The 18,058-nt window shown below is 42.6% G+C and carries 15 protein-coding genes; 5 read left to right on the plus strand and 10 right to left on the minus strand.

The window, feature by feature from the left end; all coding sequences use genetic code 11:
• Together R8N49_RS23440 and R8N49_RS23445 are read left to right on the plus strand one after the other, a co-directional pair.
• Positions 1-195 (plus strand): flagellin (locus R8N49_RS23440; RefSeq protein ID WP_031855108.1); only part of this gene is annotated, 195 nt, incomplete at its 5' end.
• A 116-nt stretch (positions 196-311) separates the two neighbouring features.
• Positions 312-1,436, plus strand: a complete 1,125-nt coding sequence (locus R8N49_RS23445; protein WP_132936482.1) for a flagellin — start codon at positions 312-314, stop codon at positions 1,434-1,436.
• A 94-nt stretch (positions 1,437-1,530) separates the two neighbouring features.
• Here the strand turns inward: R8N49_RS23445 and crr are convergent, their stop codons facing one another.
• From crr to cysZ, 5 genes are all read right to left on the minus strand, one after another.
• The gene (gene crr / locus R8N49_RS23450; protein ID WP_005382041.1) at positions 1,531-2,040 is read right to left on the minus strand and encodes a PTS glucose transporter subunit IIA; all 510 of its coding nucleotides are present in this window, start codon (positions 2,038-2,040) and stop codon (positions 1,531-1,533) included.
• Positions 2,041-2,161: 121 nt separating this feature from the next.
• On the minus strand, positions 2,162-3,886 hold the full coding sequence (ptsI, locus tag R8N49_RS23455; protein ID WP_005389298.1) for a phosphoenolpyruvate-protein phosphotransferase PtsI: 1,725 nt from the start codon (positions 3,884-3,886) through the stop codon (positions 2,162-2,164).
• A gap of 140 nt (positions 3,887-4,026) precedes the next feature.
• Positions 4,027-4,284, minus strand: a complete 258-nt coding sequence (locus tag R8N49_RS23460) for an HPr family phosphocarrier protein (RefSeq protein ID WP_005382043.1) — start codon at positions 4,282-4,284, stop codon at positions 4,027-4,029.
• A 300-nt stretch (positions 4,285-4,584) separates the two neighbouring features.
• The gene (gene cysK / locus R8N49_RS23465; protein ID WP_005382045.1) at positions 4,585-5,553 is read right to left on the minus strand and encodes a cysteine synthase A; all 969 of its coding nucleotides are present in this window, start codon (positions 5,551-5,553) and stop codon (positions 4,585-4,587) included.
• Between the two features lie 164 nt (positions 5,554-5,717).
• Positions 5,718-6,461 carry a sulfate transporter CysZ gene (gene cysZ, locus R8N49_RS23470; protein ID WP_025998633.1) on the minus strand — a complete coding sequence of 248 codons (744 nt, stop codon included), beginning with the start codon at positions 6,459-6,461 and terminating at the stop codon, positions 5,718-5,720.
• 251 nt (positions 6,462-6,712) lie between these two features.
• Here cysZ and zipA point away from each other — a divergent pair, with 251 nt between their 5' ends.
• From zipA to R8N49_RS23485, 3 genes are all read left to right on the plus strand, one after another.
• Entirely contained in the window at positions 6,713-7,669 is a 957-nt protein-coding gene (gene zipA / locus R8N49_RS23475; protein ID WP_186584430.1) for a cell division protein ZipA, read from the plus strand.
• A gap of 90 nt (positions 7,670-7,759) precedes the next feature.
• Positions 7,760-9,772 carry an NAD-dependent DNA ligase LigA gene (gene ligA / locus R8N49_RS23480; RefSeq protein WP_258489525.1) on the plus strand — a complete coding sequence of 671 codons (2,013 nt, stop codon included), beginning with the start codon at positions 7,760-7,762 and terminating at the stop codon, positions 9,770-9,772.
• A gap of 510 nt (positions 9,773-10,282) precedes the next feature.
• Entirely contained in the window at positions 10,283-11,692 is a 1,410-nt protein-coding gene (locus tag R8N49_RS23485) for a hypothetical protein (RefSeq protein ID WP_005382055.1), read from the plus strand.
• Positions 11,693-12,532: 840 nt separating this feature from the next.
• Here R8N49_RS23485 and R8N49_RS23490 read toward each other — a convergent pair.
• The 5 genes from R8N49_RS23490 to bcsE all read right to left on the minus strand — a co-directional run bounded on the left by R8N49_RS23490 (position 12,533) and on the right by bcsE (position 17,450).
• Positions 12,533-12,994, minus strand: coding sequence for an NfeD family protein (locus R8N49_RS23490; RefSeq protein ID WP_017634826.1), 462 nt, complete (start codon positions 12,992-12,994; stop codon positions 12,533-12,535).
• Between the two features lie 3 nt (positions 12,995-12,997).
• A complete protein-coding gene (locus R8N49_RS23495) occupies positions 12,998-13,915 on the minus strand; it encodes an SPFH domain-containing protein (protein WP_005382060.1) in 918 nt (305 codons plus the stop codon).
• Positions 13,916-14,068: 153 nt separating this feature from the next.
• Positions 14,069-15,694 (minus strand): cellulose biosynthesis protein BcsG, encoded by a 1,626-nt coding sequence (gene bcsG / locus R8N49_RS23500; protein ID WP_025767002.1) that lies wholly within the window; start codon positions 15,692-15,694, stop codon positions 14,069-14,071.
• Positions 15,694-15,870, minus strand: coding sequence for a hypothetical protein (locus tag R8N49_RS23505; RefSeq protein ID WP_017819966.1), 177 nt, complete (start codon positions 15,868-15,870; stop codon positions 15,694-15,696). The genes bcsG and R8N49_RS23505 overlap by 1 nt, the downstream gene beginning before the upstream one ends.
• Positions 15,867-17,450, minus strand: coding sequence for a cellulose biosynthesis protein BcsE (bcsE, locus tag R8N49_RS23510; protein ID WP_053303303.1), 1,584 nt, complete (start codon positions 17,448-17,450; stop codon positions 15,867-15,869). Before bcsE ends, R8N49_RS23505 begins: the two co-directional genes overlap by 4 nt.
• Positions 17,451-18,058 lie beyond the last annotated feature (608 nt).

An 18,058-nucleotide genomic window follows, 5' to 3' on the forward strand; every position in this document is an offset into this window, starting at 1 on the left:
CGTTTCAACCACGCAATCAGCAACTTGGACAACATTAACGAGAACGTGAATGCGTCGAAGAGCCGTATCAAAGATACTGACTTCGCGAAAGAAACAACGGCAATGACCAAATCACAAATTCTATCGCAAGCGTCAAGCTCAATCCTTGCGCAAGCGAAACAAGCGCCTAACTCAGCGCTAAGTCTGCTAGGTTAATCACTTTAACAAAGCAAGAAACCAAAGCCAGGCTCATCCCTGGCTTTTTGCTTATTGGCTATAACGATTCAGATGTGTCCTGACAGTATGTTCGATAAGGCATTCATATCGATTAGATGATCTCTTTAAATTCCAATGTTTCTGCGATGGTGGCGCAGAGACACCTGAGTCAAGCAGCTGCGCAAAATGTTGAGTCACAACGCAACCTAACTTCGGGGTTTCGAATCAACTCGGCGAGCGATGATGCGGCAGGTTTACAGATATCGAATACTCTCCATGTACAAACGAGAGGGCTTGATGTCGCCTTAAGAAATGCGCACGACGCTTTTTCTGTTGCTCAAACAGCGGAGGGAGCATTGCACGAAAGCAGTGAAATATTGCAACGCTTACGCTCTCTGGGGCTTCAAGCAGCAAACGGCAGTTATGACTCAAGTGATCGGCAAAGTATTCAATATGAGGTCGTAGCGCTGCAAGATGAGCTTGATCGTGTCGCGATCACGACAACATTTGCGGATAAAAACCTGTTTGATGGATCTTACGGTTCACAAAGTTTCCATATTGGCGCGAACGCTAATTCAATCTCTTTGACGTTACGTAACATGCGTAGCCATATCCCAGAGATGGGAGGGCAGCATTATGTTGGTGATGCGGTCGATAAAGATTGGCGAGTCACTAAAGATAACCAAACCCTAAAAGTCGAATACCAAGACAGTAAAGGACAAACCCAAACGGAATCCATTGGACTCAAATTGGGTGACCGTATAGAACAGGTCGCCACTTACATCAATGCTCAACAATCGATAGTGAATGCTTCAGTAACGGAAAACAACGAACTGCAATTCTTCGCTTCTATGATGAAGGCGCCAGAGGGTGTGGTTCTCGAAGGGAGTTTAGCGGATGAGCTTGATGTGAGCGCTGGTCAATTAGTCACAATGGATGACATTGATATGTCGACGGCAGGTAAGGCTCAGCTTTCAGTTGGGGTGATTGATGCAGCAATTAAGTACGTTGATTCGCACCGAAGTGAAATTGGCAGCTTTCAGAACCGTGTAAACGGCTCGATGGATAACTTAAATACTGTGAATCGGAGTGTTACAGAGTCCAAGAGTCGAATAAGAGATACAGACTTCGCAAGAGAATCTACGGAAATGGTGCGTTCTCAAGTGCTCCAAGATGCGACAACTGCATTACTCGCTCAAGCGAAGCAAAGGCCGAGCTCAGCACTAGGCTTGCTCAGTTGAACGTGTTTCAGCGATGCACATCGCTCAGAAAAAAGTCAGATAATAAAAAACGCTGCCATTGGCAGCGTTTTTTTCGTGTTCGATTAAGTAAAAATTACTTAGTTACACGTAGAACTGGAGTTTCACCAACAGTTACAGAACCAGAAAGCTTGTTTAGCTCTTTGATTTCGTCCATGTTAGAGATAACAACTGGAGTTAGCGTTGACTTCGCTTTCTCTTCTAGAAGAGCTAGATCGAATTCAATTACAGTGTCGCCAGCTTTAACAGTTTGACCTTCTTCAGCGATACGCGTGAAGCCTTCGCCTTTTAGTTCAACTGTGTCGATACCGAAGTGAACGAAAAGCTCAACACCGTCGTCAGACTCGATAGAGAACGCATGGTTAGTTTCGAAGATCTTACCGATAGTACCGTTTACAGGAGCTACCATTTTGTTGCCTGCTGGCTTGATAGCAATACCGTCACCAACGATTTTCTCAGCGAAAACAACATCTGGCACGTCTTCGATGTTTACAATCTCACCAGAAAGTGGCGCGATGATTTCGATAGCACCAGCGTCAGCGCTGTCATCAGATACAAGCTTCTTAAGTTTGTCAAACAGACCCATTGTGTCATGCTCCTAAGGTTTGGTTTTATTCTGTCGAATTATAGTATACCAATATAGCTCATTAGACGACTTTTTTCGCCGTCTAATGGCCATTAAGTATTGAATTACTTGGTACTACCGATTACTGAGCTTTCTCAGCAATAAACTTTTCTACCACGGCTTCGATTTCTTCTGCTGTCGGTAGAGAAAGGGCTTCTTCAGCCATTGCTTTCACTTCTGCGAAGTTAGAGTTACGAACTACTTTCTTCACTTTAGGGATTGAAATGCCGCTCATTGAGAACTCGTCCAGACCCATACCTAGAAGTAGAAGTGTTGCACGCTCGTCACCTGCAAGTTCACCACACATACCAGTCCATTTACCTTCTGCGTGAGAAGCGTCGATAACTTGCTTGATCACAGTAAGTACAGCAGGTGATAGTGGGTTGTATAGGTGAGAAATCATCTCGTTACCACGGTCAACCGCTAGTGTGTACTGAGTTAGGTCGTTTGTACCGATAGAGAAGAAAGATACTTCCTTCGCTAAGTGGTGTGCGATCGCAGCAGCAGCAGGAGTTTCAACCATAACACCGATTTCGATGTTTTCGTCGAACGCGTGGCCTTCAGCGCGTAGCTCTTCTTTGTACTCTTCGATCGCTTTCTTAAGCTCACGGATTTCTTCGACAGAGATGATCATTGGGAACATGATACGCAGTTTGCCGTGTGCAGAAGCACGTAGAATGCCACGTAGCTGATCACGAAGGATTTCACGACGATCTAGACTGATACGTACAGCGCGCCAGCCTAGGAATGGGTTCATCTCTTTTGGAAGATCCATGTATGGGAGATCTTTATCGCCGCCGATATCCATAGTACGGATGATCACAGCTTGACCGTTCATTGCTTCCGCAACTTCTTTGTACGCTTGGTACTGTTCTTCTTCAGTTGGTAGCGCAGTACGGTCCATAAATAGGAATTCAGTACGGTACAGACCAACACCTTCACCGCCGTTACGAAGGATACCGTCACAGTCTTTCACTGTACCGATGTTACCGCAAACTTCTACACGGTGACCGTCAGTCGTTTCTGCGTGTAGGTCTTTCAGTTTCGCTAGCTCTTCTTTTTCAGCTAGGAATGCTGCTTTAACCGCTTTTGCTTCTTCTAGCTCAGCTTCTGATGGGTTAACAACAATCTTGTTGTTCATTGCGTCAAGAATCAGCATGTCGCCATTCTTAACTTTCTTCGTGATGTCGTTAGTACCAACGATAGCTGGAAGCTCAAGTGAGCGAGCCATGATTGAAGTGTGAGATGTACGACCACCAATGTCACAAGCAAAACCAAGCACATAGTCTAGGTTAATTTGTGCAGTTTCAGATGGCGTTAGGTCGTAAGCAACAAGAATTACTTCTTCGTTGATATCGCTAAGCGAAACAATGTTGATGCCTAGTGCGTTCTTAACAAAACGAGAACCGATATCGCGGATGTCAGTTGCACGCTCTTTTAAGTATTCGTCGTCTAGAGACTCAAGAGCACATGCTTGCTCTTCGATCACTGAGTGGATAGCGTGATCAGCAGTCATCTTGTCGTTTTTGATAAGTGCTAGGATTTCCTCTTCTAGCTCTTCGTCTTCAAGAAGCATGATGTGACCTTCAAAGATCGCTTCTTTTTCTTCGCCAAACGTTTCAAGCGCTTTTTGCTTGATAGTTTCTAGCTGAGCTGCAGATTTGTTACGAGCGTCAAAGAAACGCTGAACTTCAGCTTCTACTTGATCGTCAGAAATAGTGTTTGTGTTTAGGACAATTTCATCTTCTTGAAGTAGTAGTGCTTTACCGATTGCAATACCAGGAGATGCTAGGATGCCTGAAATCATAGCCTTACCTTAAGTTTGGTCAACTTTATAAAACGGGAGAATAATGGGTGCGCTAACGAATAGTTTTAGCTTAGTTTTGAGCCTATTTCCAACGAAGCCATTTTGCTTTCACAAAATGGCTTCTGGAGTAGGAGACCGGATTAGTGTAGTTGGTCCATTAGAGCAACTAGGTGGTCAACTGCTTGCTGAGCTTGTGGGCCTTCAGCAGAAATAGTAACTTGAGTACCTTTTACTAGGCCTAGTGTTTGTAGTTTGAACAGGCTCTTAGCGCTAGCGCTTTTACCGTTAGAAGTCACAGTGATGTCTGCGTCGAATGCTTTTGCTTCTTTAACAAACTGTGCAGCTGGACGAGTGTGAAGGCCGTTTTCTGCTGTGATTTCTACTTGCTTCTCGTACATGTGATATACCCCAATAAATGTATTTTTTTGTTAGTTTGTGACCAGATTTTAGCTTAACTGCTTTACATCTTGTGCGCTAGCACGGGAAGAGTTCAAAGCGTGTCAGTTCTGATACTAGTCAAAAGTTTGGTAACTACGCAACTGTTTGCGTGCGTAATCACTTTGAAACCTTTTTGTGTTCTGCTTCTTTATTTTGAAGCTAGAAATAAAACACCCTGATATTACCAAAGGTAGGGCAGGGATCAACAAAAAAGCCCCTAAACGGGGCTTTTTTAAACTAAAAATTGATTTGAACACATATTATTGTTGGTTCTCTTTTTCGGTAAAGATACCTGCAAAGAGTGCTGTACTTAGGTAACGCTCACCGGAACTTGGCAAGACAGTTACAATTGTTTTTCCTTCAAATTCAGGTAGTTCCGCAAGTCGGTTCGCTGCAACAACCGCTGCGCCAGATGAGATACCAGCTAGGATACCTTCCTCTTCCATTAGGCGACGAGCCATCTCAATCGCTTCTTCTGAGGTAACTTGCTCAACACGGTCAATAATGTCTAAATCGAGGTTACCAGGGATGAAACCAGCACCGATACCTTGAATTTTGTGTGGGGCAGGTTGGATTTCTTCGCCAGCAAGTGCTTGTGCAATAACCGGAGACTCTGCTGGCTCAACTGCAACAGAAGTGATGGCTTTGCCTTTTTCACCTTTGATGTAACGGCTAGTACCTGTAATAGTACCGCCCGTACCAACACCAGCAACGAATACGTCGATTTCACCGTCTGTCGCTTCCCAAATCTCAGGGCCCGTAGTCTTTTCGTGGATTTCTGGGTTCGCTGGGTTGTCAAATTGTTGAAGAAGTAGGTACTTCTCAGGGTTGCTTGCTACGATTTCTTCTGCTTTAGCAATCGCCCCTTTCATGCCTTTCGCCGCTTCAGTCAGCTCAAGGTTCGCGCCTAGTGCTTTTAGTAGCTTACGGCGTTCTAGGCTCATTGATTCAGGCATGGTCAATGTTAGCTTGTAACCGCGAGCAGCCGCTACGAATGCTAGAGCAACACCAGTGTTACCACTGGTAGGTTCTACAAGCTCTACACCTGGCTTAAGAAGGCCCGCTTTCTCTGCTTCCCAGATCATGTTTGCACCGATACGGCACTTAACACTGAAGCTAGGGTTACGCGCTTCAATTTTTGCGAGAACTTTGCCTTTACTTACTTTGTTTAGACGAACGAGAGGTGTATTACCAATAGTAAGAGAGTTATCTTCGTAGATTTTGCTCATAGTGATGTTCCTTCATTACACGTTGTGTGAATATGGATAGAAGAATATGCGGTATGAAAAAAAGGGAAAAGGATTAAAAAGTTATATCTTATTAGGTTGGCCCAGAACTTGATAAAAGAAAAGGGAAAAGCTGGCGCTGATCCCTTTCCTTCATCTCTAATCGACTATCGTTGGTGCTTAAACTCCGCGACCCACATAGCGGTTGCACCACATATTGCTACAGGCATGACAATGAGGTTCAAAATTGGGATCGTCGTAAACACAGACACCAATACCCCAAAGCCATAGGCCTTACCTTGCTTTTGTTTCAATTTGTAACGCATGTCGTTAAATGGGATTTTATGGTTATCAAACGGGTAGTCACAATATTGAATCGCGAGCATCCAGGCGGTAAAGATAAACCATAAAAATGGGCCTACTGTTTGTCCAAGGGCAGGGATGAGCAATAATAGGAATAGGCCTATTGCTTTAGGTAATATGTAAAGGAGCTTTCTCCACTCACGAGCTAAAACGCGAGGAACATCTTTCAGGACGGCAGTGAAACCATCATCATTTACTTTTTGTCCCGTTAAGTACTCTTCCACTTTTTCAGCCAAGAGGCCATTGAATGGCGCGGCGATAAAGTTCGCGAGCGTGCTGAAAAAATAGGAGAAGGTAGCGAGTATCGTCAGAGCGAGTAAAGGCCAAAGAATGTAAGTTAACCAGGATAAAAACTCAGGCAGCTGCCCAATCCAGCCTTCTATCCATATATTAAGGTTTGAAAATAGATAGAAGATGGCACCACCTACAAGCAAGATATTTGCAAGTAGAGGTAAGATGACAAAGCGCCTGATTTTAGGGGCAAGTGCCAATTGTATCCCGTATAGAAAATAACCGAACCCGGTTCTCTGCTGATTGTTTTGCTTCATGTCTATTTTGGCTTCGTGTAAATGAAAACTCATTGTACCTGTGAGGACTTTTCTTTCAATGCCCTGACAAATGACGTCTTGTTAAGTGGAATCGTGGCAAGAATCACAACAAAAAACGGAACTTCTTGCATTAAGTTGTTCTAAATCTACATATAGTTTTGGTAAAGTAAACGTATCATTCAGATTTATTGCACTTGGGTTGCTGCTCAAGGAACTGCGAGTAGTAAAAACAAGTATATTGAGAGTAAATAATGCAGGAATTGCGATTCGTACTCATTGTTGTTGGCGCATTAGCCATCGCGGCATTACTGTTTCATGGTTTATGGAGCAGTAAAAAAGAAGGCAAAGCAAAGTTTGGTAACAAGCCACTTGGTAAGCTGGATGTTGACCAAGAAGACAAAAATGATCTTGTTGAGAAAGAACGAGACTTCGCTCCCGCTCCTGAAGATGACTTTGAGATCATTCGCAAAGATCGCAAAGAACCAGATTTTGGGATGGCGAGCTCTTTCGACAACAAGTTTGAATCTGACCCGTTATTCGGTGGTCCATCTGAAGTCAAACAGACGCAGCAGGAGCTGGATGACATCCCTTCATTTGTTGCAGAAAAAGATAAAGAAGAGGACGTTGAGCCTGTTGTTCAAGCAACAGTAGCTGAAGAGCCATTCCAGCCCGCTGTGGAAGAAGACGCTATTCCCGCCGCGTTTGATATTACGGAGAAAGAACAGCAAGTCGAAACGGTTAGTGAGCCTGTCGTTGCAGAGCCTAAGGAAGAGCCAAAGCCAGAACCTGAAATGCAAGTGATTGTATTGAATGTGCACTGTGCTGGTGAAGAGCCATTTGTTGGTACTGCTTTATTTGAAAGTATGCAACAAAACGGTCTAATTTATGGCGAAATGGATATTTTCCACCGTCATGTCGACTTGTCCGGTAACGGCAAAGTGCTGTTTAGCGTCGCTAATATGATGCACCCTGGTACGTTTGAGCATGCTGATCCTGCTGAGTTTACAACGAAGGGTATTTCATTCTTCATGACATTGCCTTGTTATGGCGAGGCTGAACAGAACTTCAACTTAATGCTCCGAACTGCGCAGCAAATTGCTGATGACTTAGGTGGTAACGTACTTGATGACCAGCGCAACTTAATGACGCCAGATCGTTTAGCATCTTATCGACGTCAAATAGTTGAGTTTAATGCCGCTAACGCATAATCTTAACAGCAAATAATAATAGGGCTCCGGATGGAGCCCTTTTTCTTGGATTTCCCAACCTCACCGATTGAAAATACACGGGGCTTTACTATGTCTGAATCAGTACTTCAGCGACTAGAAGAACTAAAAGAGTCGTTGCATTACCACGCTGTGCGTTACTACGTGGAAGATAACCCAGAGATCCCTGATGCCGAGTACGACCGTTTAATGCGAGAGTTACTGGATATTGAAGCAGAGAACCCTGACTTAATAACCGTAGACTCGCCAAGCCAACGTGTCGGTGGGCAACCTCTCTCTGCGTTTAGCCAAGTGACACATGAAGTACCGATGCTTTCGCTTGATAACGCGTTTGATGATAGTGAACTCGATAGTTTCCACAAGCGCGCACAAGAGCGCGTGGGCAGCCAGAGTGTGAAAGAATACTGTTGTGAGCCTAAATTGGATGGACTCGCCGTAAGTTTGTTATATGAGAATGGCGTTTTAGTTCAGGCGGCCACTCGAGGCGATGGTACTACGGGTGAAAACATCACAGAGAATGTGCGTACGATTAAAGCTATTCCTTTAAAACTCAGAGGTAATGACTGGCCAAATCGTCTTGAAGTTCGTGGTGAAGTCTTTATGCCGAAAGCTGGGTTTGAAAAGCTCAATGAATTAGCAAGGAAGAGAGGCGAGAAAATCTTTGTTAATCCACGTAACGCTGCGGCAGGTAGCTTACGACAATTGGATTCACGTATTACGGCTTCTCGTCCGCTTAGCTTCTATGCATACAGTGTAGGCGTGGTGCAAGGTGCAGAATTGGCAGCAAGTCATTACGAACGCTTTTTGCAAATCAAATCTTGGGGACTGCCAATGTGTCCGGAAACTAAGCGAGTTGAAAGCTTGGCGGATGTAAAAGCTTACTACCAAGATATATTGCAGCGTCGTGATGCCCTCCCTTATGAGATCGATGGTGTCGTTATTAAAATTGACGATATTGCCGTGCAAGAGCGTCTGGGTTTTGTTGCTCGCGCTCCACGTTGGGCGATTGCCTACAAATTCCCAGCACAGGAAGAAATGACGACACTGAATGAAGTGGAGTTCCAAGTCGGTCGCACTGGTGCGATTACACCTGTTGCTAAACTAGAGCCTGTATTTGTTGGCGGGGTAACGGTAAGTAATGCGACGCTTCATAACGCAGATGAGATTGAACGTCTGCAGGTCAAGATTGGTGATCACGTTGTGATCCGCCGTGCTGGCGATGTTATTCCCCAAGTCGTTTCTGTCATCAAAGAGCGTCGACCAGAAACAGCTCGAGATATTGTTTTCCCAACTCAGTGTCCTGTTTGTGGTTCGCATGTTGAGCGGATCGAAGGAGAAGCGGTAACACGTTGTATGGGGGGCTTAGTTTGCCAAGCCCAACGCAAACAAGCGCTAAAACACTTTGTTTCTCGTAAAGCGTTAGACGTTGACGGTTTAGGCGATAAAGTGATCGAGCAGCTTGTTGATCGTGAGATGGTGAAAACTCCTGCTGACTTATTTAAGTTATCAGCGGGGATTTTAACCGTACTAGATCGCATGGGGCCAAAGTCTGCGCAGAATATTGTGAATGCGTTAGAAAAATCCAAAGAAACAACTTTACCTCGGTTTTTGTATTCACTGGGGATCCGTGAAGTTGGCGAGGCAACCGCAGCAAACTTAGCAATGCACTTTAAAACGTTGGGAGCGATCCAAAATGCTACCGAAGAGCAGTTGATTGAAGTGCAAGACATCGGTGCTGTGGTTGCTCAACATATTACGACTTTCTTTAGTGAAGAACAGAACCAAGCGGTGGTTAAAGATTTGCTTGAACAAGGAATTCATTGGCCAGAGATTAATACTACTGAGCAGGTGGGGGAATTACCATTAGAAGGTAAAACAGTAGTATTAACGGGAACACTTTCTCAACTGGGGCGTACAGAAGCCAAAGAAGCCCTCCAAGCACTGGGGGCTAAAGTGACGGGTAGTGTTTCTAAGAAAACCGATATTTTGTTTGCTGGTGAAAATGCAGGTTCGAAGCTCGCAAAGGCACAAGAACTGGGTATCGAAATTAAAACAGAACAAGACTTACTCGAACTGATGAATTAAGTCTTCTCAAAAAAGCTAAAAAATAACTAAAAGCCCCGTATGGTAAGCATGCGGGGCTTTTTATTGTTCATAATTAAGTGTTTTTTTATTGAGTAATTGATGCCTTTGTTCTTTTCAGTGATCAAGATCGAACCTTGGGTTATTGGTTTTTTTGGCTTTTTTAGTCTGCGAGTGACTTCAAGTTGATACTTTTGAGTTCAATTTAAGTGTTTGATTTTAAATAATAATTTATTGTGTTGTGTTGATGTTGTTAAAAATAAGATCTGGATCAATAAGTTATATGGAACTTTGGAGTGGCTCATATTTTTTTAGAAAAAAAATAAGTTCCATTTGGATGTTTTTAGCTGCGAAGTTAGTCTTAATCACGTGGATACACGGTGTGTATGCAGGAACTAAAAAAAGCCAAATTAGAAATAATGAGGTTTGATCAGGAATTTACTTCTCTCCTTCGGCGGCCAACTAAAGGTGAGATAGAAAAATACAGCTATATCCATTTTTAGGAGTTTTTCCATGGACAAATTTTTTAAGGTTTCAGCGTTAACCGCAGCAATGTTTGGTGTTGTTGCTGTCGCTCCAGCTACAGCGTCTACTGAAAGTGCAGCAGGTGGCGAGTACGTAGAGAAAGTGAACGAATTTATGCAAGACTCAAGTCTGAATGCATTATTCATAGTTGATACTCGTTCACGAACTCGTACAACAGGTAAGCCCGGCGGTGAAAATGGTGACCGTTGGAGTCGTCTAAACTACTCTTCTTACAACGCAATTTTAGACTTCACTTCTGGCTACCACGATGGTTGGGTGGGCGCAGATGTTGCGGCTTACTACTCTGGCGATCTTTACAACGATAGTCTTTATAATTCAAACGAAGGCTACCTATGTAACGAAATCTCAACTTGTAACAACCTAGACTGGGGTGCAGGTGATGGTCAGCAGCTTAAAGTTTACAAAGCAGCGCTGAAATTCAAAGCAAACGAAAACTTTAATGCTCGTTTCGGTATGTTACAGGCTGGTGGTAACGGTACAATCGGTAACGTTTGGAGCTTTGTACCTGGTACTTACCGTGGTTTCGAACTAAACGCTAAACTTGGTGATTTCAACCTAAGCTACTTTGGCGCAGACCAATTTACAGCACCTTGGCTGCTTCACGAAGATGATTACGCACCAGCGCTTTGGTCTGACACTTCATGGAGCTACCTACACTCTCTAGGCCTAAACGGTAACCTAACTGACAGCTTGTTTATGCAACTTGGTTTGGGTCAAGCTACTGGCGTTCAATATGCAAATGGTGTTGACTGGGGTGCAGGTCAAGTAACTAGCTACCACAACGAAACTGACAACACTTCTTACAAGGCTTACTTGAAGTACACTGTTAGTGACCGTACAACTCTAGCATTTGATTTCTACGGTGTTGACGATGATGTGAAATACGATGGTCTAGGTTTCCACACTGGTCTATCTTTGAATCAATCTTTCGGCAAGCTAGCTTGGATGTCTGAGTTGCGCTACACAGACACAGATAACCGTGCGGACTTCGTTCCTCGTACTATTCATACATATGGTATGAACAATGGTACTTGGTCTCAGTGGTGGGACGCGCTGTCTGACTGGAACAAAGCGGGTGAGCTAGCATGGTACAACCGTCTATCTTACAACCAAGGTAACGGCTGGAACTACTACCTAGGCTTTGGTTACGGTACTGGCGCTGACTCTGCAGCAAGCGGAGCATCAGGTGACTGGGATTACGAAAGCGAATACGCAGTTAACGCAACAGTATCTTACTCACTACAAAGTGGCGCGCTTAAAGGTTCTACCATTCGTTTACACGGTACAATCCTAGAACGTGATGAGTACGCAGGTGCTGGCGATGCGGATGAAACAGACTTACGTCTACAAGTTCTTATCCCTTACAGCTTCCACTAATACTTAATTAGATAATAAAAGGAGCCGCTAGGCTCCTTTTCTATTTCACTTCTCGGCCGTCATATATTTTGCAATATAACGGTGGCAACATATGTACATTACCGTTTGGCAACTCACACTTTATCTCTGGGCCTAACGTACGACCACCGGATGCACCATTAGCATGAGTGGTTAACGGAATTATGGCAAAAGATATTACTAATAGACCAGATAAAAATCTCATAATAATCACCTTAATATAAACTTTAAATATCTACGTGCTTGTATAAACCGTGACTACGCAGAAAGGCAAGGTTGAATAGGGCTATTATATCAAACTAAGCTCTTACTTCTTTACTATTCCCATTCCCCACCTCTAAATCGACACATTTCACTTGGAATATTCGTAACGTCGCCACTTGGCATCTTACATTCGACTATAGGTCCCAAATTAGTTGTACCGCCGTTTCCGTTGTTGTAGGCAAAGGAAGAAAAAGAAAAAATACCGCACAACATTAAAAAGAGAAGCTTATTCATAGTACATCCTCTTACTTACCAAATAAAAAGCACTCAACTTAAATGCTTATGCGTTAAGTATGTATCCGAGGATAAAAAGATCAAAAAATAATTCAATAAAGTTTTATTTTTTAAAATAAATTTAGATCGATAATTTACCTAGATATATTTCTATCTTATTGATTGTCGTGTGTTGAATAATTAAATAATAGGAAATGGTAGGTAGGGTATTAATAATATTACTAATACTTATTTTTTTCTCGATTTTAATTAAGGTAATGAAATGAAAGCAGTTGTTTAGATTAAAGTAATGGAGCATGATTTGCCCCATTACTTTGGCATAAATTAATTAGAATCAGGCTCAATGATTAAAATAATACCTTCAACATCGGTGATTCTTACGCGGGTACCGGCTGGAAGTGCTTGATCCGATTGTGCGGACCATGTGGTATCGGCTACCTTGATGCGATTGAGCCCGACGGAAAAGTCTTCTTCAAGGATAAGAGTACGCCCAATTAACTGCTTGTACTTTTGGTTCAGATCTCTTTCTTGGTCTTCTTGCTTGTCTTTAGACCATTGTCGTCGCCACCAAAGCCAGGTGGTGATTAAGCTGAAGCTTGCAAAGCAAAGCCATTGCAATTGCCAGCTCATTGGCAAAACGGTCATGAGTGCTCCAACGATAAGTGCAGACATCCCGAGCCAGAGAAAATACCCTGCGGTACCAAGTAGCTCAACTGCTAAAAGAGCAAAGCCAAACGCTAGCCAATGCCAGAAAGAGATACCTTCCAACAAACTAAAAAAGTCCATAAATTATTCTTTATCTTGCTGTTTAAACATTTCTGCTATCCCTGCAACCGAGCCCATTAGTCCGGTTGCTTCTAATGGAAGCATAATGATTTTACCATTTTCGGCTTGACCAATGCTCTTGATCGCTTCGGTATAACCCTGTGCAATGAAGTAATTGACGGCTTGCATGTCACCTTTTGCAATGGCTTCGGAAACCATGTAAGTCGCTTTTGCTTCTGCTTGCGCGGCACGCTCACGTGCTTCTGCATGGAGAATAGCAGACTGCTTTTCGCCTTCAGCTTTTAATATCTCTGATTGTTTATGACCTTCGGCCTTTAATATCTCAGCTTGGCGAACCCCTTCTGCTTCAAGAATTTCCGCACGCTTATTACGCTCGGCTTTCATTTGCGCATTCATTGCAGCGGTCAGATCGGCTGGTGGCTGGACATCTTTAATCTCAATTCGTGTGACTTTTACGCCCCAAGGGTTTGTTGCTTGGTCAACAATCGCCAACAGCTTAGAGTTGATCATGTCGCGTTGGCTCAGCATTTCGTCCAGTTCCATTGAACCTAAAACGGTACGAATGTTCGTAAGGGTCAAGTTTCTAATAGCGTGTTCTAAGTCGTTGACTTCATAAGCCGCTTTTGCAGCATCGATCACTTGAACAAATCCGACAGCGTCAATAACCACGTTAGCGTTATCTTTTGAAATGACCTCTTGCGCAGGAATATCGAGAACGCGCTCCATCATGTTTACTTTTTGACCAACTTTATCAACGAATGGAATGATCAAGTTTAAACCCGGCTTTAATGTGTGGGTGTAGCGTCCGAAGCGTTCAACTGTCCAGTTGTTTCCTTGCGGAACCGTTTTAATGGCTGAAGATAAGATAACGACAGCAAGAACGACGAAAATACCGATGGTGATCAGTGAATCAATTGGCATTAGTTATTCCCTTAAGTGCATAATATTCGATCCATTTTTACCTATTTATAGACAATAGACAATTGAAGTTCTGAGACCTTTGAGAGGTTATTGGTTTTTTATATGACAAAGGCCGGAAACACCGGCCTTTGTCATTGCATGGTTTTACTCTCGCTATTTTGCGGGGTATTCAATCCAACTTGAACCATCAAGAGAAACATAATATTTCCCTTGTACTTCAATCACAGTAGAGCCTGAGTTCTGCGCGACAACTCGTGTTTCTGGTAGGTTCTCTGTCAATATTGAAGGGCTAAACGTCTTACTTTGATAAATGTTTTTATCCAGGATATTCGAAACGAGCTGCGACAATGCCAGATAGCTAGATGGCTCGCTTACGTGTTCGGTGTCGCCCTGACGCTGAATTCCTTCTCCGAAGATTTTAATTCCTACCGGTGTATGAATGATTGTCGGTGCAGGAATTTCTCGCATACCCGAAATTTGCATGCGGTCTCCTCGCATTCCACCACCATGTTCTGGTACCAAAGCGACAACGATGTTGCGTTTTGAGGACTCTAAGGTTTTAAAGAACGCGTGGAGATCATCAAGCAAATTCTTAAGGCGCATTTTGTAGCTAGCAATAGATGTGCTTGAATTCGCATTGATGATCCTGTTGCCATCATGTAGTGAAATTGAGTTGTAGAGTGCCACGACTTTGTCGTCACTACTGTTAAGTCTTTGCTGCCACCAGTTATCCAATACTTGCTTATCGCGGAAGATCGAAGAGCCATCAAAAGATTTTTGGTAAGGAGTTAAGTCTTCTTGAGACATAAGAGCCGCTTGTAAGTCGCCGTCTTTTTTGATCAATTCAAGGAAGCTATCAAAGACACCATTGTGGTTCATCAGTAAATTTTCTGTGAAGCCTAGCTCTTTCAAACTTTCGAACAAGTAGCACTGCTTTGATGGTGCTGGCTGGAACAGTTGACTGTGTTCCTGTTGACCACAATTGGCTCGTAACAGACGAATGACCGCAGGCCCGCTGTATGACGTTGCAGAGCTAAAGTTGTCGAACATGATGTCAAATTCTTTGAATAGAGGATGATCGGCCAGTCCTGCAATTTCGATGTCATCCCACGCGACCGAGCAAATACTCAAGAACAACAAATCGAAAGGAGCATCCATTGCGCTGTTGGTATCGAATGCCACACGTCGAGAAGCTTCTTTAGAAAAGAAATCTGCAGTTAACGTGTTGAAACTGGCATCATTAATTTCCGTTATTTGAGGTTGTTTGCTAGCAGTAACCTCGGTTGTCGGCTGTTGTTGAGCTACTTCTGCAGCCACTGTTGTCTGAGGTTCAGTCGTCATAGGAATACTTATATAGACCATCGCAATAACCACAAAGACTGAAACTCTAACGAACTTGCTCAAAATAAAGTACGCACCACACAAAGCGAGCAATCCGAGTATTGCTTGGAATGATAAAAATCGTCCCAAAAGCTCGACCAGATAACTCAATTCAAACTGCATTAACTGTCCCGCTTGAGCCCAAAGACGGTCTAGAGGAGGTAGGTAAGAATCGTAATGCAAGAGCCACGCTGCGGCGACAAATACAACGATATGACGTACCGCATTTAGGCTTTTCATCGAGATAGGAAGCAGGATGAAGATCAACAGCGCAAAGTTTTCTATTGGATGGAAATCGATGATTCCTTGAAAATAGAGCGCTGTTTTTGCGATAAAGTAAATATTCCACCAGCCCAATCCTATAGTAGAGGGGGTAGAGTCATGAGAATGCGATATCATTACTTAAGCTTCTTAGTATTAGTGGCTGATGTATCTAGCTCAAAATAGCGCGAGCGTTTTAAGTGCTTGTGGTAAAAGCGTCGGGTAGCGTTTACTAGGTCACGGATAAAGTATCCTAGGAGTAGGCCAATACCTGAGCTGATAATCACGGTCAGTAAAAAATCGTTAATATTCATGAACGCTCCTTGAGCTCGATGGTTTTTTTCACAGCAAACAAAGGAGGAACATCAGTAATGGAGTTAGTGGCGGTATGGAATATTTTCCTCTCTGTCGCCAGAGCTGAAACGTCGTCGGATATGACGGCTTCATCTTGAACGATGAATTTTAACTCTGTTTCGATATCTAATTGAGTATCAAACGTGTGAGTTGAATGAAATAAGTCTCTCACTGGGAACTCAAATATATTGTTGAGTGCAATATCAATATCGCTATGTCGAATAGCACTGAACAAGACATATAGAGCTTTGTTGCAGGCTGTCACAACGTCGCCATCTCTTCGAATATGGCAAAGACGTAAACATTCCTCTGCCGTCATACCTGGTAATAAGTTCAGCTTGATAAGCGCAAAGTTCACATTTGAGTGTGTTGAGTGGGAAATGACGTCAATACAGTATTGGCTAAAGTCCTGGTTTTGTAAGTAGCCTTTGCTACCAAACTTAAGGTCATACTTTAAGAGCGCCTCTAAACTGTCAGGAATTGGGCGTGTAAGCATCTGGCCTTGAATTGCTTCAACCTGAGTCATAAAGCGCATTGGGGGGATTTGCGCGTGAGAAATGAAGTTTGCCCCCGAGCGAAGTAAGAACTTTTCATCTGCATATCTCAGACATTGTTGGGTCTCCCTGACAATAATCTTTAGCTGACGGCCATACGCGGACCTTAAACGGTAGCAATCTAACGCGATCTGTTGAACTTCGCTTTGGTTATCACAGCTGAAAACAATAGTTGAAGAGCGAGGGTTGTCTAGCATCGCTATGAGTCCTTGATTGCTCTCTGCCACACGCATCCCTTTTGGGGCTTTCACGCTTTCTCTGAAAGCTCTTCTGCTGACATAGATTCTATCGCTATCCGATTTGTCTTCTGGCATGACATGAGATTGATGCGTTTCGTAAGACGTTGCTTTTAGTGTTTTATCTTTAGTTTTAGTGAGAATGTATTCGTGTTGGGTAATTACACCGTGTTTATTGGACCAAAAATCCACAAGATAGCAGTAGCGAGCGTCATCTAATGATGTCATGGTCGCCAAACCTGCAATGTGTCTATTATGAGAAATAAGAATGGGCTTTAATAGTGAAGTCGTCAGATGCCCATATATACAAACACTAATAGTGATTTTTTTATTATTTGCCAGCTCATTTAAGCTTTGTAGAAAGACACTTATAAAATCATCATTAGTTGATGATAGTAGCGAGTCTGGAACAACTAATAGACATGTAGAAAACTTCTTTATGTTCGTTTGGTGAATGTCTTTAGCAAGATTTATAGCTTTGGGTGTTTTTTTTGTGAATTTATGACTAAGAAAAAAACACTGTTCAAGGTGGGTTTTAGATAAGTCATTGAATTTCATTAAGGCTTCATCATTCAATGTGGACAAAAAAGTTTCTTTGTCTGTAAAGCTTGTAAGTGAAGTGTTGTCATTTTCCGGTAGTGTACTGAACAAATAATCAATAAGCATCTGTTTATGAGTAAATAAGTTTACATAAACAGAGTTTATCTCTCGTTCGTTTTTAATAGCAGATGATTCAGAGAGTGATGACATAAAGAGCCTTAAATCAATAACTTAATGTGTTTTGTGAAGCTCACAATCCGTTGTATGCTAATCGTTACAATTTTGATTTTCTTAGTGACAAGAAAATGACGCTAAGATATTAAACGAAATTGATCAGAAATTAAAATAGTTATAGCATGTGCTTCACATGATGTTTATGAGTTTAAAATCAATAGTCTCTAAGTCTATGATTCTCATTTAAAATATTTAAATTTCTTATGTGTATTAAATGGATGGTAACAATTCATTATTGTAATCCTTTTTTCTGAAGTTAAATATTATTTAGGCCTTTGTTATTTATATGGGCTATAAATAAACTTATTCACATTCATCATCGTTCTATAAATATGAGACGCATAGGTCGATGCGTCAATTTTTTAACAATGGAATTTATACTGAAAATGATAGTGGCGGGATTGCTGTTATCTCAGTTTAAGCTCCGTTACATTGTGAAAAATTCTATGACTGAGTCTGCAAAAGATATTAATTCGATCTACTCTTCTTATAACTTAACTCAATACACCCGAATTCAACTGCGAAGTGCGACACTCGCCAATATCAAGCGGCCAGTGCCATTTCTTTAAAGACAATCGCTGGTT

Source organism: Vibrio sp. 1978 (assembly GCF_033344345.1).